Raw genomic sequence first — 24,573 nt, forward strand, 5'->3', positions numbered from 1 at the left:
ATGGAACAGTGAGGTGATTCATATGCAATGGCTTGCCCGTATCGTAGCCAGTTCAGCACCAGCGGCTACCATTCTAGTGCGTGTGATTGTTGGAAGTGTTTTTCTCTCCGAAGGGCTACAGAAGTTTCTCTTCCCGGCGCAGCTTGGGGTGGGGCGTTTTGAGAAGATTGGTATTCTCTGGCCGCACGTCATGGCCCCCTTCGTGGGGATCGTCGAGATCAGTTGCGGCGTGCTCATCCTTCTGGGTCTGTTCACCAGGCTCGCCGCTCTCCCTTTGATCATTGACATGCTCGTCGCCATCAGCACCACCAAGCTTCCCCTCCTGATTGAGCACGGTTTCTGGAACATGGCCCACGAAGCACGAATCGATTTCTCCATGCTCCTGGGATCCATCTTCTTGCTCATCGTGGGAGCGGGAAGCTGGTCCCTTGATGCGCACGCGGCCCAATGGTTCCGAGCCCATTCCCGAACGCGGCTCCGATTCAGATCAGCACCGTCTCCGTAGTGGAAGAGTATGCATCATAGGAACGCCCGGGAGATACCATTAGCTCTTGCGATATCGGCAGCCGCTATCGTATACTGATAATGGATTTGTTGTTTGTTTGAGAAAGGGCGTGATCATGATTCTCCGTGATTTAGAGCTGGGCGCGATGCAAGCGCACATCCTCTATCATGCGACCATCGAGCCGATCTATGGCAGTTGGATGGCCGGCGAACTGGCTCACCACGGATATACGATCAGTTATGGGACGCTGTATCCCATGCTCCATCGCATGCAGCAGGAAGGGCTCCTGGCGTGTGAAGAACGACGTGAAGGTAGTCAGCTGCGCAAGTACTATCGCGCGACCGAACAGGGGGTACGCGACCTTGAGCAGATACGCCAGCGCATCCGCGAACTCTACCAGGAACTGGTCCTGGAAAAGCCAGGCGCTTCATCAGAGCATCCTTCATCAAGATATGGAGAGGCATAATGATCATGACGATCCTGCTCATTCTTGTGGCCGTTGGTTTTGCCTGGAATCTGGGCGTGCATTATACCGGGGCCGTCATGGGGATGCCCTACGCCGCGCGCTCAATCTCCTTGTGGCCTGCACTGATCCTCATTGGGATATTGACGATTCTTGGTGCCACCTTTGCCAGCCATGGTGTCGAAGCGACGGTGGGACAACAGATCATCGACAGCCACCTGGTGACGGTCCCTGACGCGCTGGTGATTGTGTTGGCTGCGGGAGCGCTCACGCTGCTCTATAACTACTGGAAAATCCCCACTTCCACGATTCAGATTCTGGTCTTTTGCGTTGTAGGAGTTGGCCTGGCTGGCAACATTCCGATCGCCTGGCAGACCATTGGCAAGCTTGCCATCGTCTGGGTCTGCGCGCCGGTAGCCGCCTTTGGCCTGGGTTTTCTCTTCACCCGTTTGCTTGATCTCATCATCCCGACAGAGCTGGCCCGCGCCCAGACGCAGGCGCTAGCCCAGGAGGACGCGCAGGCGCTCCGCCATCACTCCTGGTTCGCGCGCGCCTTTCCCGGCGTCGCGCTCCCGCAAGAGGTATTTCCCTTGAAGAAGGCGCCCGTCTCCCAGGCGACCCTCTTCGCGCTGCGCTGGCTCCCGTTCTTGCTGGTCTGCGTTGGGATGGCGGCCTCGTTTGTGCTGGGAGCGAACGATGTCTCGAACGCAACCGGGGTCTTCATCCTCACCCACCTGTTTTCCTTTCTGCTGGCGGGCTTCATTGGTGGCGTCGCGATGGCGGTTGGGACGCTGACATGGGGACGGCGCATTCTCAATACGGTCGCCTTTGACGTCGTCAAGATGGACCTGACGATGGCCAGCGCTGCCCAGGGTGTACAGGCGCTCGTGGTGCTGATTGCCGTGACGCTGGGCCTGTTCACCTCCATGAATCAGGCCCTCATCGGAGCGATGGCTGGTACAGGTTTCGCCCGTGGGCGCGAAACTGTCCAGCGCAAGCAGATGCTCGCCATTCTGCGCGGCTGGCTCATCGGTCCGCTCTCCGGGCTGATGCTGGCCGTTGTCCTTGAATGGCTGGTGCGGTTCATGCTGCACCTGCGCTAATCACAGAACAAGGGCCATGTGATGGGGCGGCACAGCCTGCTGGAAGATGGCCCCTTCTGACTGCCTTTTGTCTACTGGCTTTTTCTTCTACGGGCGCATGGTCGTGGTTGGTCAAGGTATCCGGCGACAAGCTACTGGAAGATGGGCAGGTGAACGATGAAACAGGAGCCTTGTCCCACCTGGCTGCTTACTTCTATTGAGCCCTCATGTTTGCGGACAATCCATTCAACAATGGAAAGTCCCAAGCCTGTGCCACTGCCTTCGGTCCGTGTGCGAGAGGGATCCACACGGTAGAAGCGTTCAAAGATGTGCGGGAGATGTTCTGGCGCGATGCCGATCCCGGTATCCTGAACGATGAACTGCACTTCGGACGAATTGGTCAGCAGGCCTACCTGGACCGAACCACCAGGATTGGTATAGCGGATCGCGTTGTCCAGCAGATTCAGTATCATTTGTATCAGTCTCGCTTCATCCCCGAGGAGCGTGACCGGTGGGAGTGTCTGAACGGAAAGACAAATGTCCCGTTTGTGAGCCAGTTCCTCCGCATTCGCGGCGACCGCTTCTATCAGCGTATCAAGGTGGACCGTTTCACGCTCAAATTGTGCCTGTCCCTCATCCCCACGAGCCAGGGCCAGCAAATCACTGATGAGCTGAGAGAGACGCTCTGTCTCTGCTGAGATGCTCTGGAGCACGATAGTATACTCCTGTGGTGTTCGCGACTTTCTCAGCGCTATATCTGCCTTATTGCGGATCACAGTGACGGGAGTGCGCAACTCATGGGAAGCATCGGCGACAAAGCGGCGCTGGCGAGAGAAAGACTCGTCGAGCGAATCGAGCATTTTGTTGAGCGTCAGGGCGAGATACTGCATTTCATCGCGCACCGAAGGGACGGGCACCCGTTGGTGCAAATCACCAGCCTGGATCTTGCTGGCCGTTTCCGCCAGCCGTTTCATCGGCGCAAACGACCGGCCTGCCAGCCAATAACTGCCCAGCGCGCAGGACACCAACACGAGTGCGCCTACCGCCAGCAGCGCTGCCACCAGTTGATGTAGCAGAGCATGTAGGGTGGCAAGCGACTCGCCAACCTGGATCACGGCCAGAGGTTGGCCCGCACTCGTAAGTGTGCGGCTGTAAAGGCGCACCTCTTGATCCCTGGTGGACAACACCGTGCCCTGCCAGGGCGTGCCTTGCAACGGCTGCGTGACGCTACTCTGTGGTGCGTGCAGGGTGTGAAAAGCGGATGTTTCGCCCAGCAACTTGCCGTGAGCATCCAGCAGGCGTACCAATGTACCCTGACTGACATCCGAAGAGGTTGTATCTGTTCCGTGGGTTGATGTGTCCAAACCGGGCAGCGCGAGATTCAAATCACGGAGTGTGATGGTTCCCTGGTGGAGGACGAGTGAACTCGCGATCTGCTGAGCGCGCAATCCGAGATCGGTATCCACGCTCGCTTCTAGAGAGCGTTCGAGGTATTGATAAAACACCATTCCGGTGAGGAGCAGAAGCACCGCGAACGCGCTGGTATACCAGGCGGCCAGTTGCAGGCGTAAACTGAACGGTACTGAGCGGCGCAACGTTGTGAGTAGTGACGCGAGGGACTTCATGGTAGCGGCTCCTTCAAGCGATAGCCTGATCCCCGCACCGTCTGAATCAGGTCAGGTTCTCCTGCCGCGCAGAGAGCCTTACGCAAATGGCGAATATACACGTCGATGACGTTGGAGAGATGGTCCGCATCGTAGTCCCAGATATGTTCCGCGATGGTAGTGCGACTCAAAATCTCGCGCGGACGGCTCATCAGCAGATGCAGCAGGGCGTATTCCTTGCTGGAGAGCGAGAAAGACCGTTCGCCGCGCCTGCCTTCGTGGGTACGGGTGTCCAGGGTGAGATCGAGAAACCGTAAGAGGGGGGAACGCTCGGATGTCTCGCGGCGCAGCAGCGCGCGCACGCGTGCCTCAAGCTCCCGAAAAGCAAACGGTTTGACCAGGTAATCATCCGCGCCCAGATCGAGCCCTTGCACGCGATGGTTCACTTCCCCAAGGGCGGTCAGAAAGAGAATAGGCATACGCCTACGCAGCGCGCGCAGGCGTCGGCAGACCTCCCATCCATCGAGATCTGGGAGTAAGATATCCAAAATAATGAGGTCATACGGTACCAGACTACCCATTGCCAGCCCATCCTCGCCATTGGTGGCCAGATCCACGGCATAATGACACTCCTCCAGGCCTGTTTTCAGATCCGGCCCCAATTCGGGATGGTCTTCGACAACTAATAAGCGCATTCCTCCCTCCTTTGTTTCTGTCATGGAAGCTTTCAAGTTTAGCTTTTCTTTCCTTGGTACTGTACCACGTCCAGATGAAGAGGAGGTGAAACGGAATGGTTCTCTCTCCGAGGCGTCCTCCCATTTGGTCAAACAACCAGGTACTTCATTTTCACTTCATGTTCGCCTGGTATAGTGCCGGTAGTAGATGAGCCAGATGCAGATAAGTCGCTGCGGGGGCAATGGTATGTTTAAAGGAGAACCCGGTTATGTCCTGGATATTATATGAAAATTACCGTCTATTTATTGATATAAATCAATACGCTGGTCGTATCCCTTTTCTTGACCAACTCATGATTTTTGGAGCAAACGACCTGATCTTTCTTTGTCCGCTGGTCCTGCTGCTGTTGTGGGGGCGTCCTGCTTTTCTGCGCAGGCGTGCCTTGCGTCCTGGGGAAGAGGAGATCATTCGGGCCTGTCGCGCGACTTTTCTCTGGAGCATCGGAGCAGTCGTCCTGGCTATCGTGTTCAATATGGGCCTTTCGCATATGATCTTTGAGCCACGCCCGTTTGTGACCCATGTGGTCCACCTGCTTATTGCACATCCCGCCGATGACTCGTTTCCCAGTGACCACACCGCTGTCTCGTTCGCGCTGGCTGGCACGCTCGTGTTTTCGTTGCCCTCCTGGCTTATGCATGCCTGGAAACAGCGCGTCACGCTCACAGAAGCGCAGGGATGGCGCACACTCCTTTTGCCGCTAGTTTTGATGGGCGTGGCTGTCCTGATGGCATGCAGTATTGGCATCGCACGCGTGTTTGTCGGGGTTCACTACCCGCTGGATATCGTGGGAGGTGCTGCCTCTGGGCTGGCGGCAGCAGGCATCATGACGGCTCTACGCCGCCCACTGCGTGCTCCGACCGAAGTATGTTTGCGTGCCGCGTCCGCGCTGCACCTGGCATAGTGATCGTGGCCTTTCAGATAATACTTGCTGCCTGGGCCCCAATGTTTGCGTTGTAGGTGAAGATTGTGCGTTGATTGTGATTTTCGATGCCAGTTCTGAGAACTGCGTGTGAGATGTGGATGCCATCCTCGTACCAGGAGATAAATAAATTCATTCATTAGTCCTGCCAGTAGAACGTATTCTACCAGCGGCAAATGAAAGTGAGGATGCTATGATGATGTGGGGATATGGATATGAGCCTGGCTGGGCCGGGTGGCTGATGATGGGTGTGAGTAATATCCTGTGGATTGCGCTACTTGGCCTCCTTGTCTGGGCGGTAATTCGCTGGTTGGAGCGAAGATCGAGCGCCTCCGGACCAGGTGGACCGCGTACCCTGGTTCATGGTCCGTCCGCTCTAGAGATTTTGGGCCAGCGCTACGCACGAGGAGAAATTGATACCGCGACATTTGAACAGATGCGTGAGCGACTTCAAACGGTGGATACACAGCGCATGCTCCATGAAAGTCGGCCATAGCGTGCAGGAGATCTTCAATTGTAGCGGCTGTATCTCGATTTGAATAGGGTGGATGAGGAAACAGCGTAGCCCCCTCTTTTGAAGCAAAAGAGGGGGCTACGCTGTTTCCTCGCTTTCTCAGGCCAGGTGCAGCCTGCGCAGGGTTTGCGCATTGAGCGCCACAATGATGGTGGAAAGCGACATGAGCAGCGCGCCAAAGGCGGCGGGAAGCACGAATCCAATGGGAGCGAGCACGCCGGCCGCCAGGGGCAGGGCGATCGCGTTATACCCGACCGCCCAGCTGAGATTCTGGAGCATCTTTCGATAGCTGGCCTTGCTCAGCGTGATGATGCGTGCGATATCGCGTGGATCATTCTTGACCAGGACGATGCCCGCGGATGCTCGCGCCACATCTGTGCCTGCTCCAATGGCAATACCAACGTTTGCCTGCGCGAGTGCAGGTGCATCATTAATGCCATCCCCAACCATCGCGACCTTTGTGTCTCCTTGTTGTAGCTCGCGTATTTTCTCGATCTTGTGCTCTGGTAAGACCTGTGAAAACACCTCTGTGATGTCCAGTTCTCTGGCAACCCAGCTGGCGACCTCATGCGAATCTCCGGTCAGCATAGCAACGCGTAATCCCTGTTGCTTCAACGTGGCAACGGCCTCGCGGCTCTCCTCACGGATGACGTCGGCCAGAGAGAAGGCCGCGAGCAGGCGCTGATCCTCCACCAGATAGACGACTGTTTGACCGCGAGCGCCCCATTCCCGGACCTGTTCAGCGAACGCTGTGGGCAGCGGAATTACATCCTGTTCAAGCAAGCGTGGACCGCCCACCTTAAGGATGCGTCCATTGACCTGCGCCTGCACGCCTTTGCCGGAGAGCGCCTGGAAATTGGACACTGGTGGCAGCGCCAGGTGTTTTTCGTGCGCGGCCGCGACCAGGGCGCGAGCGATAATGTGTTCGCTGTCCCCTTCAAGGGCGCCGACCAGCGCCAGAGCATCATCTGCGCTGATGCCTTCCACTGTCTGCATGGCCACCAGTCCTTGTTTGCCTTGTGTGAGCGTGCCTGTTTTGTCGAACACAACCACCTTGAGCAGACGTGCCTGCTCAAGGGCCAGGCGATCGCGGACCAGGATCCCATGACGGGCCGACAGGGCTGTAGAGATAGCGATCACGAGTGGGATGGCGAGTCCCAGGGCATGGGGGCAGGCGACAACCAGAGTAGTAACCACGCGTTCCAGGGTCGCGTCATTGAATCCCTGTACCAGTGTCCAGGCGATCAAGGTCAGCAGAGCCACGCCAGCCGCAATGAAGGTAAGCCAGTACGCAGCCCGATCCGCCAGCGCCTGAGCCTGGCTCCGGCTGTGCTGTGCCTCCTCAACCAGGCGCATAATGCCCGCCAGCATCGTGTTATCACCGGTCTGCGTAATCTGGAGCCTGAGAGATCCGCTACCGTTGACGGTACCCGCAATCACGTTGTCGTCCGTGTGTTTCTGGACCGGGCGAGACTCACCAGTAATCATGCTTTCATTGACCTGGCTCTCACCTTCTATCACCCGCGCGTCGGCCGGAATCTGTCCGCCGGGGCGCACCAGGACCAGGTCGTGTTCCTGGAGTTGATTGACAGGGACCTGCTCAATCGTTCCATTGACGATGCGCTCGGCCATATCCGGGAGCAGCCTGGCCAGCTCGCGTAGCGCGCTCTGGGCACTGCCAATTGCCCGCATCTCCATCCAATGTCCAAGCAGCATAATGGTAACCAGCGTGGCCATCTCCCAGTAAAAGTCCATGCCTTGTACAAGATGGAAGGTCACAGCCAGGCTATAGAAGTACGCCGTCGAGATGGCCAGCGAGACCAGCGTCATCATCCCGGGTTTTCCCGCGCGCACTTCTGAGAAGGCACCGCTCAGGAAGACCCAACCGCCGTACCAGAAGATGATACTTCCGAGGAAAGGAGCGATCCAGCCTGAGCCCGGGAATGCCGGCATCTGTAAGCCCAATGCCATATGCAGCATTGGAGCGGTCAGGACCACTGGAATGCTCAACACGAGTGAGATCCAGAACGGGCGTTTGAACATATCCGCATGATGGCCGGCATGCCCTTCGTGCCCTGCCTGGTGGTGCTGGGATCCATGATCAGCCTGGGCTTGGGAAGTAGGATGGTGGTCGTTGGTATCAGAAGGCAACGGCTGATGTTGTTGGTGTTCGTGGATGTGATTCATGATGTGTCTCCGTTCCAGCATGCCGTTTGTGGCATCCAGTATTCAACCATTATACCCACACCCACCGGGTATGGGTATAATGGGGGTAAAAAAAGAGGCCCTTTTCTCCTTGAATGACTGATGCGATAGCTAACCAGTGCATGTCAGGAACTAACGGATACTCTTAATGTGCCATGCTGTTTTTCTATACCCCCCACCCAGGGGGTATGGGAAGAGTATACCATATCACCACCATCTTTGCAAGGAGTTTCGCAAAAAAGATGGTGAAAACTATTCAATGCCACCCTGCCATAGCATTGCGGCCTGTTCTATGGTGGAGTTGGGGGGTCAGCACATTTTGCTCTGTATTCTGTTCAGGAATGAGAAAAGGCATACGTGTCGATATCTTTCGCACGTATGCCTGAGGGAGAACGAGGTATGGGAGTGAGTGTGCCAGGGACTCCCCGTAGGCCCCAGGCCAGAACAAGCCTGGCACCTACGAGGGTATTTTGTGTTTTATTCATCTTCGGGAGAGGCGAACTGGCGCAGCGCCTCGATCGAGGGGACGAAATAATAGGCACCGCTGACGGCTGTCGTGTACAGCGTCAGGGCATCGCGGATGCCATCCTCGGCTCCCGCCATGCGCGCGAGCATGCGGGCCAGACGCTGCTGGTCACTGCTGAAGCCGATGAACATCGTCCCATGCTCGGTGGCCGTGCCGAACGGTGTATTACGGCGGAAGATATGCTGCTCGACTCCATCTTCTTCGATCACGGTGCGTGAGACATGAGACTGCGGACCGCGTATCTCCTCATCAAGCTCCTGGCTGGTATCCTTTGTGCGCCCGATGACTTTTTCCTGCTGTTCGACGGCAAGCGAATTGAAGGCGGTGGCATCATGCATCCACTTCTGCACCAGTACCACGCTCCCTCCCGCGCCGGGAGAGCCATCGGGGATCAAGACCACCTCGGGCGCCTCCGAGAGCGTAGGATTCTCGGTGCCATCGATAAAGCCGGTTAGATCCCGATTATCGCGGTAGGTCCATCCTGCCACCTCCAGCGCGAGGGTAGCCACCGATGCCAGTGCCTGCATAGCCTCTTGCGTGACATCAAAGACCTTATCGTAGGCATGACCGGCCACCCAGAGCCACAGATCATGCTGGGTGGCCGGCATCGTATACCCATCAACGCCACGCACCTCCTGCTCGAAATCGGTGACGTCTGCCGGTATGCCCCTGGACGCCACGCGTTTCCAGAGGGAAGGTCGAAAGCCGGCCACCAGATTAACGCCTCCGGTTGTTATGCTTGGTTGACGCAGATTAGCGATTGCCTGCACCAGCGCAACTGGATCGGCGGACTCAAGTAGATCGAACTCCAGGTAAGAGTGCGACCCCGTCCCTAATGCGAAGATGCCGCTTTGTGCGACGTGCATCCTACTACCTCCTGTGAATCAAATGTGGGCCAGACGCCCGGGTTAAGATCCAGCCTCGACGCTGATTTGAAGGACACGTACTTCCTGCGTACGCCTCCTGGTTTATCTTGTTATAGATACCATCTTTCTCATTGTATCATGTGCCTTCGTGGTTATTGGTCTGGCGTGACCTTTTCAGGCATGGGAATATCCTTCGTGGAGGTAAATGAGGCACGCGGGCTTGATGCAAGAAAATGGAGGGGACCGAGTTTAGGGAGGAGATAGTGATCGATGCTATAGGAGCGGCTACCTATGGCGAAGAATAAGCTGGTGAAGACAAAGGCATAGGCAAAAGATGAAAATACGTAAAGCAGATAGAGATAGAACAAGAGTTACAGGATATAGGTTAAAATGTTAGCAGGTTTGAGTTTGGCGAATGAAAGTGAGGGATGTTTTTTTCATGTCAGACACGATAGATCAGCGATATCTTCTGAATAAGCAATATCATTCGGCGGTAAATCTTGATGCGCGCATACGGTTGCATGAGCGTTTCAGCACCAATCGTACGGACTGGCAACGCTGGGTGTTTGAGCAGTTTGATATTCCCGATGGTAGTCGCGTGCTGGAGCTGGGTACGGGCTCCGGACAGCTATGGGTGCACAACCTGGATCGCATCCCTGAGAGCTGGCAGATCACGCTCTCTGATTTCTCCGAGGGTATGTTGCAGGATGCGAGGAAAAATCTGGGGGAGAAGGCTGAGAGATTTCAATTCCAGGTCATAGACATCCAGGCGATTCCTTTTCCCAATGATACCTTCGATGATGTGATTGCCAACCACATGCTCTATCATGTGCCGGATCGCCAGCGCGCCTTCGCTGAAATCCAGCGTGTGTTGCGACCACGGGGATGTTTCTATGCAGCCACCAACGGGGAAGCGCATCTGCGCGAGATCGAGCACTTCTCCACGCGGGCCGGGATAGCCGCGGGTGGTATCATGGGCGCGCAGGCGCGCTCCGTCTTCAACCTGCAGAATGGGCGTGAGCAGATGGCGCCCTGGTTCAGTCAGATTGAAACGCGTTTATTTGAGGGGAATCTCGCCGTCAGCGAGGTAGAGCCCCTGGTTGCCTTTATTCTCTCGGGTCGGGCTCCAGAGAGCGTCAGCGAGGAGCAGTTGCGGTCCCTGCGCGCTCTTTTGACGGAAGAGCTCAATGCGCGCGGGATTATTCATATAGCCAAAGAAACGGGCCTCTTTATCGCTTCGGATGTGCAGCACTGAGCCTGGTTAGTGACACAAAACGAATCTATGCTAAGAACATATTTCCTGACATAGGTATGCTCTCAGCATAGATTTCTGCTTTTGCTAGTTATGCGGGCCTGCTATACTTTTGGGGCTGATTGGCTAATAATGAAAGGATAAACGTATGGCCAGTATTTCGATGCGTCCACAGCGACTCTACTTGATGCAGGTGGCGGTGATGAAGGTAGGTCCCTTTACATTGCCGGTGCCGTGCTACCTGATCCAGACGCAAGATGGCAAAAATATTTTGATTGATAGCGGTCTTTCGCTGGATATGGCGCGAGCGGGAGAGAGTGAGGTCGTGCTAGAGGATAGCCTGGGGCGTGGCATGACCATTGTATATGGGAAGAGTGTGCTTGAACAGCTGGCTATGATTGGCATGCGACCTGACGACATCGACCTGCTCATCTGCACGCACTATGACGACGATCACGCGGGCAACCTGGGTGTCTTTACCAATGCCCGGCTCATTGTCCAGCGCCAGCATCACGAGCTCGCCAGCGCCGGACATCCACGCTTCGCGGCCACGCGCTCCCAATGGGACCAGCCCGCGGAGCGCTACCAGCTAGTCGAGGGAGACGTGGAACTGCTGCCCGGCATTGAACTGATCGAAACCAGTGGGCATGTCCCTGGTCACCAGGCGGTGCTGGTAGATCTGCCTCACAGCGGTCTTGTGCTGCTGGCCATTGATGCTGTTGCCTTGCGGGACCACTTCACGGCCACGCGGCCCGTTGGTCCCACCGACGCTGACGGAGCGGGGGCCATCGCCAGCACACGCAAGCTGTTGGAACTGGTCGAGAGAAGGCATATTTCGCAGGTCATCTTTGGGCATGATCTTGTCCAGTGGGAGACGCTCAAACAGTTGCCGCTGTTTTTTGATTGATAGCGGGCGTCTTACCAATCTTGAAAAGATTGCATGATACCCTTATATTGATTTGGGCTGGCATCGAGAGGGGAGATACGGTAATATAATGTGGTTGAGAAAAAAATAGGATGATGTCATGACGTCCCTTCACAAGGAAGGTGAGCTGTAAGAATGGGAAAGCCGACATTGATTATCGTAAATGGATTGCCGGGTAGCGGCAAGACGACCCTGTCCAGGCGACTGGCCGTGGATGTGCCGCTGCCGATTTTCTCCAGGGATGGTATCTACGAGACCTTGTACGATGCCCTGGACTGTAACAGCCATGGGATGCCGCCGCTGCTGGCAAAATCCACGTTTACGCTGCTGTATTACGTTCTGGGATCGGTGCTGGCGGGAGGCCAATCGGTCATTGTCGAAGGCTTTTTTGGACGGCCGGATCTCAGGGGAGCCGAGTTCCGAGAGCTGCAAAGCAAGCACGATTTTGAACCGCTGCAGATCCTATGCCAGGCTGATGGTGCCGTCCTGGTTGAGCGCTTCATGGCACGGATCGGTGCGGAGGGTCGGCACAGCGGGCATCCAGACGTGGCATGGTTAGAAGAAAACAAGCAGCGCCTCCTGCAGGGCCGTCTTACGCCGATGCCTCTGAACGGCCAGATTGTCGAAGTCGATACCACCACGCCCGACAGTTTGAACTATGCCGACCTGCTCCAGAGGATACAGACCGCCATTCAGTAAAAAGGTTTCTTTCGAAATGGCTGTGTCTTGTGATAAAATAATGGAAATTTTATCAATGATGGATGCAGCTTCCTTTCCCATTTCAGCAGTAATCTGCCTCCCTGCTCTTAGGATGGAAAGGCTCATGAAAATGGTGAGCTTAGCCAGCTACTTGTACGGCGGGTTATCGCTGAGGAAGCCAGGCGGTACATAAAATGATGACAACGACACTTGATATTTTTGTTGGCATTCTCCAGAAGTTATTGGATGCCGGAACCATAGTCAGCTTAAACACAACGATGGAGTTTGAAGGTTATGTTGACGAGGACAAAGACGACGCCGTACCTGGGGCCGATCCGTCAGATATTTCATTGCGCATCTGGAAAAAAATAGAGCTGGCAGCCGAGCAACGCGTCATGGTGGACGGGCGGCTCATAGACGATATAGAGGATGTTCTTTTTGAGCTCTCGGTAGCGCCACCTGACTGTGACATTGAGCGTTTCTGCAAGCTCATCACCGAACTGGCCGATGCAGGCCACATTGTCCAGGCAAAAGTGGGAGAAGATGAGGTACGCATCCTGGAGCTTGAGCCGCTGGATACAGAGAAATTGCGGGCTATCTATGTTTTTATTGAGGACGCCGAGCGTTCCCTGGATGTCGACGAAAACCAGGACCAGGATATCGAAGACACCTTCTATCGTGAAAGCGACGAGCTTAGCTATCTAACAGCTTTTTATGTCACCTACGACGAAGAAGAGGCCCACTTCCGCCTGTATCCTTCCAACTTCAACGAAGACCTGGAGGATGCCGTAGACCGGTATCAACGCATATTTTTGCCACGCATGCGGGCGGCTCGCGCCTATGGCGAGGTTCCCGGCCTCATTTATCATTGACTGTATTTAAATTTATTGATTAATGCTGTTTGGCTTGAAATCAGTGCTGGAGCAAAGATCTGGGGGAGATGGTCTCCCCCGGATCTTGTTATTTTATGGCTGAAGCTGAAAGCCGGTGTGGGTATTGCGGAAGCGGATGGTATCGGGGCCGATATGGAGCAGCATATCGGGGTAGCGGGTATGGGTGGAGGAGGTGAACTGCAGCGTAATGGGGACGAGTTCCACGTGAGAGCCTGCGAGGCGAGGCCCGATAAAGATGCGTGCATGAGCCGGATTATTGCCAGGAAGCTCGATAACCTCGATCTGGCCTTTAATATTGAGCGCGACAAAATGGCTCGGCTGCCCCGTCTGCTCGTGGCCAACAAACGCATCGGTTTGAAAGGTGCGTGGTCGGCCATAGTGCAGGTCATCGCTGATGAGCGAGACCCATCCTCCCAGCCACTGTGCCAGCAGGATGGCGAGCAGTGCGATCGCCATACCCAGGCCAACCAGCGTTGCTAGCGAGGCTGATGGGAAGCGAGCGGCCAGACGCAAGAGGATAGAAGATCCGGGCAGTGAATGGAACCATGCCCGCTGGCGTCTGCCAAGCTGCCGAGAAGCACGAACCCAGGCCGGGATATCCGCCTCAGCATAGGAATAGATTGGACGATGGCGCAAGGCGCTCCGAGGAAGTCCCATGGATGAAGACATATGCCTGCTCCTTCGCGAATGGATGCATTGGACCCATTCCGTGAATGGGTTTTACTTTTGTGTTATTGGTCAGCGTGAGCGCCCCCGCACGGGCGTCCGCTGCGCGGCCGCACTTATTTGTTGTGTGTGGGTGTGTGGGATGCGCATTTGCGCATCCCACACACCCACAACCCACACACAATGGACTACTGGGCACTGCATGCGAAAGCACTTTGCAGACCGTAGATGATGGATGTGAGTGTCAGTCACTTCTTTGATAAGAAAAGTATAGCTGAGGAGCTCATCGTTTGCCTAGCGGGTTATCCACACGTTGCCGACGAATGCTGTGGATGACTTGTGGAGAACTCGCTCATGCTGTGGATAAAATCACATGACGCGTTCCTGTATCAGTGAAGGTTATGTAAATTAACGTACACCTATTCTTGTGCCTGAATAACGGGGATGGTAAACCAGAAGGTTGCTCCCTGACCGGGATGGCTTTCGAGGCCGGTCGAGCCATGGTGTAGCTCAATGAATGCGCGGCACAGATACAGCCCAAGTCCCAGGCTCAGATCCAGCTCATGTTGAACGGAGAGCCCGGTTGAGCGATAGAAGCGCTGCCAGATCAAATGCTGTTCCTCGTATGGAATGCCCCAGCCTTGATCCTGAACCTCTACACGAGCTACGGCATCCCGGGCACAAAGGCGGATAGAGACCGGACGATCCAAAGGTGAATAGGCATCCGCCTGCCTGAGAAATGTATTCACGACACGTTTAATGCGCGAAGGTTCAGCCATAATTATGGGTGGTTGATCGGCAACGTCCAGATGGAGATGGAAAGTTCGTTCAGGGGAGGCAGCCTGTTGCTCCGCTACAGTTGTGCTGACTAACTCCTGAAGGTTACAGGGGCGCAGCTGCAGCGTAAGCGTCTGAGTTTGAATGCGCGAATCGTCGAGCATATCATAAATCATGCGCTCTTGAATGCGAGCTCCCTGCAATATATTGTCCAATACTTGCATCATATTTGCCTGATAGAGGTGCCACTGCTCAACGGATTCTGGCATTGGCTCACGTTGAAAGCGCCGCTGTGCCAGTTGCAGGTTACCCATCAGGATCGTCAACGGCGTAAAAAGCTCATGGCTGGCCAGATCCAGGAACTCATTGATGCGCTGATTTGTCTCACTCAACACCTGTTCACGGGCCTGGGTGCGAGAAAGCTGAGTCTGTAAATGAAACTGCCTGAGAATGAGGGAGATCAGGAGTGCCATAGCTCGAACGAGTTCAATATCCGCAGATGGGTAGCGAACGTAGCGACCATTTTTCGCCAGTACCAGGCAACCGAGAATCTGATCGAACACAAAAAGCGGGATGCACAGCATCGTCTGTGGTCCCATATTAATGCGTAAATCGTGATGGATAGGAAGTTCATCCCGCTGCACCACCAGTATCTCGTTTGTTAACAGGCGGGCCAGGTGTGCGGTACTAATGAACTCTGAAAGTGGGCATGTCGCGGCAACTTGATAGCGTACTGCTTCCTGTTCCCGCGTAAAGCCACTCATAGCCACAAAGCGCACCTGATCTTGTGCCATATCGAAGGTAAGGAGCCAGGTATAGTCGCAGGCAAGGTGAGATCGCAACAGATCAACGATAGACTGGGTAATGGCCTTCATATCGGGGGACGCGATCAACTCGGCCGCCAGATGAACGTCTGAATCCTCTACCTCGCCAATAGGAAAGAGGCCCATCAAGGCGAACAGGACCTGAATAATCTGCTGTGTTCTTTTCTCGTTTTTATGTTGTTTTTGTTCCAGGTGCATCAAGCAAATGCCACGGCGCAACTGATGTGGTGAATTAAAGGCCGGGGCACAATACAGATCCACACACACGACCTTCCCCTGAGGTTGTTGGATAAAAACGTGATGGGGTTTCGCTGAAACTGATTCCTGGCAATGCAAGGCGTGCAGCAGTATATCATCAGCATTATCAGAAAGAGGGACCTGTCCACTATCATCTTTTACAAGGTGCATATATTCTCGATATAAGTGACCCAGGTAATCGGTGTCGGTGGCAAGGCCTAAAATACGGACGGCAGCCGTATTCATAAATATGATATGGCCAAGCTCATCATAGATGAAGGCACCATCAGTGATAGAGTTAAAAATTGCATGAAAGTCCTTCTCCTGATACTTTTTTCTTTGCGTTGCCGATATATTGTGGTCTGGCATCGTATTTTTCGCTTTTCCGCTTACCTTTGTATTGCAGATATCTATGGAGCTTGACATATGGTGAACTGTCATAGTATAGAGTATGGCAGCTATACACAGCAAGCCGAACTATAGGTAGAAGGAAGATGCAGTTAAGCTATAGAGCGTTTTACAATTAGTCAATTAAATTTGTTATGGTGGTTTATGAATTTAGCTTTCCTGGTAAAATAAAGAAAGGCATTGAATAGTCTGTGAGGCCGTGTGAAATAGATCAATGATGAACATGCAAGAGCAACGTCCCCTTATTCAAGGATTAAGCACATCTGAAGTGGAGGAGCGGCGTGCGCGAGGATTAGGGTGTGTGCCTCCGCCTGCCACGGGTCGTTCATACCTACGGATCTTGAGAGAGAACGTACTCAACACCGTCAATATCATCCTGTTTTCTATCGCGTTAGCCCTTGTTTTGCTGAGGCAATACCTTGATGCCATCGTCTCAGTTGGCGTGGTCTCATTTAATATGATCATCAGCCTGGTCCAGGAAGTGAGGGCAAAGCGAACGCTTGACCGTATTGCCTTACTCACGCGTCCCAATGCGTTGGTACTGCGTGATGGGAGAGAGCAGCTTATTGAACCGGAGGAACTGGTTGTCGGAGACATCCTGGTGCTAGGCCCTGGTGATCAAATAGTTGTTGACGGGCCTCTGGTGGGAGATGGATGTATTGAAGTTGACGAATCGCTGCTCACGGGCGAATCAGACCTCATGACCAAGCGGGAAGGGGACCAATTATATGCGGGGACCTTCTGCATTGCAGGTCGTGCATACTACCGGGCGGAACAGGTTGGGGTGCAGAGTGTAGCAGGCAGGTTGACGGCCGGGGCGCGGGCGTATCGCGTAGTCTTAACGCCGCTGCAGAGAGAAATCGTGATCATCATTCGCCTGCTATTGTGTGTCGCTATTTTTTTGGAGTTTCTGCAGGTAGCGGCGGCATTAATAAGTGGGATGCCGATGGTGGAGGTTGTCAGGATGGCGATGGTCATCATCAGTATTGTTCCCAACGGTTTATTTCTCTCCATCAGTGTTGCCTATGCCTTAGGGGCGGTGCGCATGGCCGGGAAAGGGGCGCTCATACAGCGCTTCAACGCCATGGAGTCGCTGAGTCATGTAGATGTGCTTTGCACTGATAAGACGGGAACGCTAACAACGAATATGCTGGAGCTTGTGGCGCTGCAGCCATACGGGGATATGGATGAAGTGAAGTTGAGGCGACTATTGGGAAGGTACTGCAGGCACCTATCGAACCATAACGCGACCAGTGCGGCGATTGAAGCGGCCTGTATTGAGCAAGGGAGAGAAGGGGTAGAGGTAAGGAGAGAGATTCCGTTTTCGGCCAGGCGCAGGTGGGGAGCACTGGTAGTGGAGGGGAGTGGAATGGCCGGGGTATATGTACTGGGGGCTCCGGATACGCTTCAGCCGTGGTTGGTTCCTGGGGCTGATCTAGGAATATTTGTGGAGCAGGAGACGATGCAGGGCCGACGCGTACTGCTGTTTGCGCATGCAGATATGGTTGTAGGTGAGTCGGTATTGACTGGAGTGGGTGAGTGCTTGCCAGCCAACCTGGTGCCGTTGGGTGCTATCAGCCTGGGTGATCACCTGCGTCCTGAAGCGCGCGAGACGCTAGAGCGATTTGCCCGGTTAGGTGTACAGATCAAAATCATCTCGGGTGATCATCCTCAGACGGTGGCGCGGATTGTTCAGCAATTAGGCGTGGACGTCACGAAGCCTCCCTTGACCGGGGCAGACATAGATATGCTGAATGAGGAACAACTGAAGCGATGTGTAGAGGAAGCGACGATTTTCGGTCGCATCGCCCCTGCTCAGAAAGAGCGCCTGGTGCAGGCACTACATAGTAACACACATTATGTTGCCATGATTGGTGACGGGGTGAATGACGTGTTAGCGCTCAAGCAGGCGGACATTGGCATTGCCATGCAGAGTGGAAGTCAGGCGAGCCGTGGTGTTGCTGACGTGATCTTATTGCGTGATACCTTTGCCTCCTTACCATATGCGGTCCAGGAAGGGCAACGTATTCGGAATGGGATGCAAGATATTTTGAAGCTATTCTTGACGCGTGTGGCCGCGGTGACAATGTTGCTCATTTCGATTTCCTATGTAGGAGGGATTGCCTTTCAACCACGGCAAATCTCGATTCTGACCTTTTTCACGGTCGGGGTGCCAACGCTGGCGCTAGCGTATTGGGCGCGTGCCGAGCGGGTGTCGCAGGATGAGAGAGGGAGGTGGTCATTGCTGGGTTTTGTAGTCCCTGCCTCTGTGACGATGGGAGTGGTGGCTCTATGTGTCTACCTTGGTGTCTTTATCTCCGCGCTACTCAGATTGCCGGTGCCCGCGAATCCGTACCGTGAAGGGCCAATACCACTGGCGCAGACAGCAATGATCCTGTTTTTGGTGTTGTGTGGACTGATATTGGTAGTTGTAGTGGAGCCGCCGAATCGATGGGGAGCGGGGCATGCGAGGAGGAAGAAGAACTGGGGGCCCGTGGTGTTAGTGCTAGTACTGGCTATAAGTTTTATGGGAGTGATAGCAGTGCCGTGGTTACGCACTTTGTTTAACTTACAGATGCTGAGTTTTGTGGCATATATGGGTATTGGAGGGGCGTGTGTATGCTGGGGTATCTGGTTGTGGGCAATCTGGCATTTTCATCTTTTTGAGCGATTATTTCAAGGAGGTGGAAGAGGATAAGAAAGAGGTGGTGAGCCTGGGCAGAAGGGCTGTCAAAGGAGACTAAAGGTGGGATTGAGTGTTTCCTCATCGTGGATGGTCGTAAAGGGAAAGCTCAAAAGCGCTATATACATGGGCATCAATTATTGACTTTTGGAGAAATATGCGGTTATACCAAATTGTGATCGGTCACATTTATTCAGAGGTGTAGCTATATAGAGATCAGGTAATTCGCGAAATGACCCTGATCTCACGAATGATACAAGTTGGACGCCAATGTACCATCTTATCATCGATCCGACTGTTGCAGTGCCCAATCTTGTTCAAAGCTTTGCTGGAGCAGGCCGCCTGATTACTGTGGATGCGAAAGGGAAAGGGGATGTTACTACCGTACAGGCGGCCATGATTCAGTTCCACTGAACAATGCGCAGAACGTGATCATCGCCATCAAAGCCGGTACATATCGTGAAGTCATCAATATTCCTGCAACTAAGCCGTATATCACGCTACTGGGGGGAACTGCTCGACCGGAAGATACTGTGATTACATTTGATAACTGGTCTAGGAGCCCGGCACCAGGCGGCGGGACACTGGGCACCTCCGGGAGCGCGACCGCTACATTGAATGCCCATCTGGGGCGACCGTGGCCTGCGACGTCAGATGCCAGGGCACAGGTAACGGTGCGTGATACCTGGTTGCCTGCCGCGATTTCATCATCTCCCTGGCAAAACTGGACGAGCCCCCCCGTCGATTGGCATACGGTACGCTATGCGGAATATGACAACCGGGGTCCCGGTGCCGGAGTTAATGCCAATCGTCCCCAGTTGACGCCTGCTCAGGCTGCGCAACAGACGCCGTTCACCTATCTATTGGGTCAGGATAACTGGACGCCAGAAGGCTGGCTCTGAACTGATGCTAGGAAAGCAAACGTGATCTTCCACATAGAAGAAAGCCCAGGGCTACTCGAAAATCGCTCAGAGTGATGGCATTTTACAGAGAGGAGCGTGAGACGATGAGGAGAAGAACGCTTTAGGAGTGAGGGAGCGCAGGCCAGTTGAAGGAGGCAGAAAAAAAGAGTGACGCGTGTTGGTCACTCAACAAAGCATACCTCCTTCTCACGGAGGATGAGGCTTATCCTTGCCATCCGACGATCCTCCAGGAAGCGCGTCGGCTTGCCAACCGTAGGTGGGAGCAGGGCACAGACCTCTCCACCCGTGAGCCAGTACAGGGGACACAGAAACATCGAGGTTTCTCTGAGCGCAGAGGGAGGAAAAAATCATCTGCGCCCATTGGGCGCAGATGAAATGGGGTATTATGATCGTATTGCAATCTGTGTGGCTAGAGAACCTATGACCCGAGCAAAGGTCAAGCCTCAACCTCAAGCAGTATCCCCTCATTTCCTCGGAGATGTATCTCTGATAACGGGATCAATCCTTCACGATCCATGTGTGTCGAGAGGAGAATCCGACCCTGACGCTGTCTGGACAAAGTCACGACCTGGTCTTGTGCTGAGAAGTTAAGAGCCACCAGGCAGCACTGATGAACATACTGGCGCTGGTAGACAAAACAGTTGGCGCTCTCCTGCTCAACGGACCGATACGAACCAAGGGTCAGGGCATCATAAGAACGTCGAACAGCGAGTAAGGCTCGCGTCAACATCAGGATGGAGCGAGGGTCCTGTTGCTCAGCCGACACATTATAGGTCTGGTAATCATTAGCAACCGGTAACCAGGGCTTTATCCCGGCAGGAGAGAAGCCCGCATTTGCGCTATCATCCCATTGCATCGGGCTGCGTACCGGATCGCGGCTATACTCAGGATGCTCCCTGGCCAGTGGGTCCTGCATCTCTTCGTGTGCGAGTGTAATATTCTGCATCCCGAGTTCCTCCCCATAGTAGCAGGTCGGGGTCCCGCGCAGCGTGAGCAAAAGCATTTGTGTCAGTCGCGCCTGTTCACGACCCACACGCGTCGCAATGCGAGACATATCATGGTTGCCCAGCACCCAATTGGGCCAGGCTCCCTCAGGGAGAGCGGCCTCGTAGCCCTCGACTGTCTGGCGGATGGCGTGTGCCTCCCACGTTGGCAGATGCACGAATTGGAAATTGAAGGGCAGGTGGATCTCATCAAGCTGTTCACCATAGTATGACATCAGACGTTCTACTGGCAGAGCCAGTTCACCGATGAGCACGCGCTGATCATATTTCTCGGTCAGCGCCCTCATTTCCTGCATAATGTCATGCATGCCTGGTTGGTCTACGATGTAGTGCTCTATGAGACGTCTACGGGGGGGATCACCGGGCTTCCACGCTGGATTGAGCGGATTATCTCGGAATTGCTCATCCTTGAGTAGCACCTCAAGCGCGTCGACGCGAAAGCCATCGACTCCGCGCTCCAGCCAGAAGCGCATGTTATTATACATTGCCTGACGGACCTGAGGATTGCGCCAGTTCAGATCAGGCTGCTTCACATCGTACAGATGCAAGTAGTATTGCCCGCTGGGCGTATCGAATTTCCAGGCTGAACCGCCAAACCTGCTCTGCCAGTTATTCGGTGGACCACCATCATCAGCAGGATCTCGCCAGATGTACCAGTCGCGTTTGTCATTGGTTCGACTCTCGCGTGACTGCTGAAACCAGGGATGTTCATCGGAGGTATGGTTGGGAACAAAGTCCAGGATGATCTTGAGGTTGCGCTGGTGGGCTTCATGCAGTAATGTGTCCAGGTCCTTCAGCGTCCCGAAAAGGGGATGCACATTGGTGTAATTTGTAATATCATAGCCAAAATCCGCCATCGGCGATGGGTAGATGGGCGAGAGCCAGAGTGCGTCAACGCCGAGCCAGCGCAAGTAATCCAGCTTGCTCGTAATACCAGAGAGATCCCCTATTCCATCGCCATTGCTATCGAGAAAACTACGCGGGTAGATTTGATAAATCACCCCCGTTTGCCACCATGAGTGCGAATGCATCATCTGTTATTTTGCTCCTCCTCTTGTATATCATTTCAGCAGTATACCATCTGTGACACTCCGCATGCCCAAGAAGGGCGGCAGCTTCCTCCACTCCTGGGTCCGCGGCCTTCTGAGTATGTGTCTGCTGGAGACTACTCGCTGAAAAGCCATAATTGAACAGGAATAGATGAGGAAGGCGCTTCCATCCAGCGCCTCTTCTCTTTGGCGGTGTCATGCCACTGGAGACCTGCATGCTGGGGAAGACGTGAGCACGTGGGCGATGATGCGGTGGAGATCGGCGTCGACGTGTTGGGGGCGAGGGAGGGGCATGCTCCTTCGAGAAGAGTATATCCGAAGGTTTCGCTCCTCTACAAAAATGGTGAAATCACCTACAGCGTTACCCCTATATAAACGTTTGATGTTTGATACTTGACAGGTGTTTGCACGCAGTATATTATTGTTTCTATGCAATTATTGTTTAAGAACAAATTTTGCGTAGGGACAGTGATTGGAAAGAATAAAACATATGAGTCAAGAAGGAGATGTATTCTCGACACTCGATACACAGGAGCAGGTCTTTTTCTCGGTCTGGAACGAGGTGCGGCAACAGGGGACCAGGCGCAACTTCCGGCTATCTCACGAGCAGGAGATGAGCGCGACGCAATTTACCATACTCGGGTTGATTGAGAAGGCGCAGGGTGAGGATTATTGCACAATTGGTTGGCTGGCGCGCCAGATGGATCTTGACCCAGCCACGGTTGTTCGTTCTCTTGATCACCTTGAGAAACGCCAATATGTGCTGCGCCGCCGCTCCACCCAGGATCGTCGCCAGGTCATCGTGTCGTTAACTGCGGAAGGTCAGGCCACGCAGCAAGCTATCCATCAACGTTTCATGAAAAGTCTTTTATGCCAATTTCGTAGGATGAGCTCGAGCGGTCAGGAAGCCCTTCTACGGGGCTTGCAAGAGTTTTTATCGCTCGGTCGAGATGAAGATTTACTGCTCTAAGCGTAAGCGTTACGGCTCATAAGAAAGAAGAGGCGTATGGAACACGATTTTCCAGTGCTCATCGTTGGCGGTGGTCCCGCGGGACTTGTTACTGCGTTGCTCCTGGCCCAATCTGGCGTCCCTTCGCTCCTGGTGGAGCGTCATACAAGCACCTCAATTCATCCACGTGCGCGCGGACTGAATTTGCGCACGATGGAGATTTTTCGCAGCCTGGGGCTAGAAAAGCAGATTCAACAGGCTGGTGCTTCTCTTGCCGACAACCATTTGATGCTGTTCGTCGAGACGCTGGCTGGACGCGAGATCAGACGCGTGCCCGATGCAGATCTTCTGCCGGTCGGCAAGGAGCTCGAAGCAATTACGCCCTGTACCTGGTGCCAGTGCGCCCAGGATGAACTTGAACCAATCCTGCTGGCTGCTGCACGCGAAAAGGGAGCGCACATCCAATTTCACACGGAGCTGCAGATGCTCACCTACCATGCGCATGGGATCGAGGCAACCGTTCTTGATACGACCACTGGTCAGCAGCGCACTATTCACACGCGCTATCTCATCGCGGCCGATGGTGCGCATAGCCAGGTTCGGCAGCAGCTCGGCCTCGCTATGCAAGGAAGAGCCGGGCTGGGAAACTTTATCAACATTTACTTCCGCGCTGATTTGCGCGACCTCGTATGCGATCGTCCGTTTGGAATCTGTTTTGTTGAGAACGAGGCACTTGAGGGCGTACTCTTGCCGGTTAATAATACGGATCGCTGGCTTTTGAACGTCGAATATGCACCGGAGCGAGGAGCGCAGGCGACGGATTGTAGTCCGGCCCGCTGCCAGGAGCTTGTGCGCGCGGCCATTGGCCGACCAGAGTTGGAGCTTGAAGTTCTGAGTGTCCTCCTCTGGGAGGCGGCAGCGCGGGTTGCGGAACAGATGCAGGTCGGCAATATCTTCCTAGTCGGTGACGCAGCTCATACGATGCCTCCAGCAGGCGGCTTTGGCATGAATACAGCGATACAGGATGCTCATAATCTCGCCTGGAAGCTTGCCATGGTTATTGAAGGGGAGGCGGGTGCGGGTCTATTAGATACCTATGCCGCTGAGCGCTACCCATTAGCATGCGCCGTTGTAAAGCAGGCGACGCGCGAACTCGAAGCAGAGACACCTGATACGCCGGGCACGCCGGGGGATCTACTCACCTCCATTCTAGGCTATAGCTATGCTTCATCGGCCATTATGGAGCAAAGGCATGATGAAAGTGCACGCTGTATCGCTGGGTTGGCAGCAGCCGGGCGACCGGGAACACGGGCATCGCACGTCTGGCTCACCTACCGCGATCAGCGTATCTCTACGCTCGATCTTTTTGGGCGACACTTTGTTCTTCTTCCAGGGGCATTGGGAGGTGCATGGCGAGGCGCCGCTCATACAGTTGCAGAGCGTATGAGGCTGAAGCTTGCTGTATACCAGGTGGGCATAGACTTCACGTTCCCTGGCGGAGACGAGTCCTGGCACGCCAGTTGTGGCATCACAGCTCAGGGAGCCCTTCTCGTACGGCCGGATGGCTTTGTATGCTGGCGCTCCAGCGACCTCGCGCCGAAGCCAGAACAATTGCTTACGGAGCTCTTTCAGCACATTCTCAGCCGGGGGCCGTGCGTGTAAATGCGAAAAATAAATGATCACGTGTTTTCGTGGTGGTCTGGGGAGAAAGAGGGAGGGTGAGGAACGGGAGGGAACGCGCGTGGGGGAAGGACGGAGGGTGATGGAGGCAGGAGAAGGAGCGCTCACAAAGCGAAGGGAACAGCACCCCAAAGCAACAGGGAATTGACGGTGCCAGCCTCCTTGTGTCATTCTTTGATCGATAG

Annotated in this window: 20 protein-coding genes; 13 read left to right on the forward strand and 7 right to left on the reverse strand. The window is 54.5% G+C overall.

The window, feature by feature from the left end; translation table 11 throughout:
- The first annotated feature begins 22 nt into the window (after window positions 1-22).
- The 3 genes from KTT_RS24490 (at window position 23) to KTT_RS24500 (ending at window position 2,071) form a co-directional block, all read left to right on the forward strand.
- Window positions 23-505: a DoxX family protein gene (locus tag KTT_RS24490; protein WP_126599204.1), complete on the forward strand. Its 483-nt coding sequence runs from the start codon at window positions 23-25 to the stop codon at window positions 503-505.
- A 115-nt stretch (window positions 506-620) separates the two neighbouring features.
- Window positions 621-971, forward strand: coding sequence for a PadR family transcriptional regulator (locus KTT_RS24495; RefSeq protein WP_126599206.1), 351 nt, complete (start codon window positions 621-623; stop codon window positions 969-971).
- Window positions 971-2,071 (forward strand): inorganic phosphate transporter, encoded by a 1,101-nt coding sequence (locus tag KTT_RS24500; protein ID WP_218030977.1) that lies wholly within the window; start codon window positions 971-973, stop codon window positions 2,069-2,071. Before KTT_RS24495 ends, KTT_RS24500 begins: the two co-directional genes overlap by 1 nt.
- A gap of 131 nt (window positions 2,072-2,202) precedes the next feature.
- Here the strand turns inward: KTT_RS24500 and KTT_RS24505 are convergent, their stop codons facing one another.
- Entirely contained in the window at window positions 2,203-3,675 is a 1,473-nt protein-coding gene (locus KTT_RS24505) for a sensor histidine kinase (protein ID WP_126599208.1), read from the reverse strand.
- Entirely contained in the window at window positions 3,672-4,349 is a 678-nt protein-coding gene (locus tag KTT_RS24510) for a response regulator (RefSeq protein ID WP_126599210.1), read from the reverse strand. Before KTT_RS24510 ends, KTT_RS24505 begins: the two co-directional genes overlap by 4 nt.
- Window positions 4,350-4,597: 248 nt before the next feature.
- Here KTT_RS24510 and KTT_RS24515 point away from each other — a divergent pair, with 248 nt between their 5' ends.
- Together KTT_RS24515 and KTT_RS24520 are read left to right on the forward strand one after the other, a co-directional pair.
- Window positions 4,598-5,290 (forward strand): phosphatase PAP2 family protein, encoded by a 693-nt coding sequence (locus KTT_RS24515; protein WP_160146104.1) that lies wholly within the window; start codon window positions 4,598-4,600, stop codon window positions 5,288-5,290.
- Between the two features lie 211 nt (window positions 5,291-5,501).
- A complete protein-coding gene (locus tag KTT_RS24520) occupies window positions 5,502-5,804 on the forward strand; it encodes an SHOCT domain-containing protein (protein ID WP_126599214.1) in 303 nt (100 codons plus the stop codon).
- Window positions 5,805-5,921: 117 nt separating this feature from the next.
- On the opposite strand, the gene KTT_RS24525 is transcribed toward KTT_RS24520, so the two are convergent.
- On the reverse strand, window positions 5,922-8,009 hold the full coding sequence (locus KTT_RS24525; RefSeq protein ID WP_126599216.1) for a heavy metal translocating P-type ATPase: 2,088 nt from the start codon (window positions 8,007-8,009) through the stop codon (window positions 5,922-5,924).
- A 495-nt stretch (window positions 8,010-8,504) separates the two neighbouring features.
- A complete protein-coding gene (locus tag KTT_RS24530) occupies window positions 8,505-9,419 on the reverse strand; it encodes a Dyp-type peroxidase (protein WP_126599218.1) in 915 nt (304 codons plus the stop codon).
- A 439-nt stretch (window positions 9,420-9,858) separates the two neighbouring features.
- Between KTT_RS24530 and KTT_RS24535 the strand changes: the two genes are divergently transcribed.
- From KTT_RS24535 to KTT_RS24550, 4 genes are all read left to right on the forward strand, one after another.
- Window positions 9,859-10,674, forward strand: coding sequence for a class I SAM-dependent methyltransferase (locus KTT_RS24535; protein ID WP_160146105.1), 816 nt, complete (start codon window positions 9,859-9,861; stop codon window positions 10,672-10,674).
- A 145-nt stretch (window positions 10,675-10,819) separates the two neighbouring features.
- A complete protein-coding gene (locus tag KTT_RS24540) occupies window positions 10,820-11,578 on the forward strand; it encodes an N-acyl homoserine lactonase family protein (protein WP_126599222.1) in 759 nt (252 codons plus the stop codon).
- A gap of 153 nt (window positions 11,579-11,731) precedes the next feature.
- On the forward strand, window positions 11,732-12,295 hold the full coding sequence (locus KTT_RS24545) for a P-loop nucleotide/nucleoside kinase family protein (RefSeq protein WP_126599224.1): 564 nt from the start codon (window positions 11,732-11,734) through the stop codon (window positions 12,293-12,295).
- A gap of 194 nt (window positions 12,296-12,489) precedes the next feature.
- Window positions 12,490-13,167: a hypothetical protein gene (locus KTT_RS24550; protein ID WP_126599226.1), complete on the forward strand. Its 678-nt coding sequence runs from the start codon at window positions 12,490-12,492 to the stop codon at window positions 13,165-13,167.
- A 93-nt stretch (window positions 13,168-13,260) separates the two neighbouring features.
- Here the strand turns inward: KTT_RS24550 and KTT_RS24555 are convergent, their stop codons facing one another.
- Window positions 13,261-13,857 (reverse strand): hypothetical protein, encoded by a 597-nt coding sequence (locus tag KTT_RS24555; protein WP_126599228.1) that lies wholly within the window; start codon window positions 13,855-13,857, stop codon window positions 13,261-13,263.
- A gap of 416 nt (window positions 13,858-14,273) precedes the next feature.
- Window positions 14,274-16,061 (reverse strand): sensor histidine kinase, encoded by a 1,788-nt coding sequence (locus KTT_RS24560; RefSeq protein WP_160146106.1) that lies wholly within the window; start codon window positions 16,059-16,061, stop codon window positions 14,274-14,276.
- A 262-nt stretch (window positions 16,062-16,323) separates the two neighbouring features.
- Here KTT_RS24560 and KTT_RS24565 point away from each other — a divergent pair, with 262 nt between their 5' ends.
- Together KTT_RS24565 and KTT_RS24570 are read left to right on the forward strand one after the other, a co-directional pair.
- Complete coding sequence (locus KTT_RS24565; RefSeq protein ID WP_218030978.1) at window positions 16,324-18,798, forward strand: HAD-IC family P-type ATPase; 2,475 nt, start codon at window positions 16,324-16,326, stop codon at window positions 18,796-18,798.
- Between the two features lie 413 nt (window positions 18,799-19,211).
- Complete coding sequence (locus KTT_RS24570; protein ID WP_160146107.1) at window positions 19,212-19,685, forward strand: pectinesterase family protein; 474 nt, start codon at window positions 19,212-19,214, stop codon at window positions 19,683-19,685.
- A gap of 457 nt (window positions 19,686-20,142) precedes the next feature.
- On the opposite strand, the gene KTT_RS24575 is transcribed toward KTT_RS24570, so the two are convergent.
- On the reverse strand, window positions 20,143-21,744 hold the full coding sequence (locus KTT_RS24575) for an alpha-amylase family glycosyl hydrolase (RefSeq protein ID WP_126599235.1): 1,602 nt from the start codon (window positions 21,742-21,744) through the stop codon (window positions 20,143-20,145).
- A 505-nt stretch (window positions 21,745-22,249) separates the two neighbouring features.
- On the opposite strand from KTT_RS24575, the gene KTT_RS24580 reads away from it, so the two are divergent.
- Window positions 22,250-22,729, forward strand: a complete 480-nt coding sequence (locus KTT_RS24580) for a MarR family winged helix-turn-helix transcriptional regulator (protein WP_126599237.1) — start codon at window positions 22,250-22,252, stop codon at window positions 22,727-22,729.
- A 36-nt stretch (window positions 22,730-22,765) separates the two neighbouring features.
- Window positions 22,766-24,370, forward strand: a complete 1,605-nt coding sequence (locus tag KTT_RS24585) for an FAD-dependent monooxygenase (protein WP_126599239.1) — start codon at window positions 22,766-22,768, stop codon at window positions 24,368-24,370.
- Window positions 24,371-24,573: the final 203 nt, after the last annotated feature.

The organism is Dictyobacter aurantiacus (assembly GCF_003967515.1).
GTDB lineage: Bacteria > Chloroflexota > Ktedonobacteria > Ktedonobacterales > Ktedonobacteraceae > Dictyobacter > Dictyobacter aurantiacus.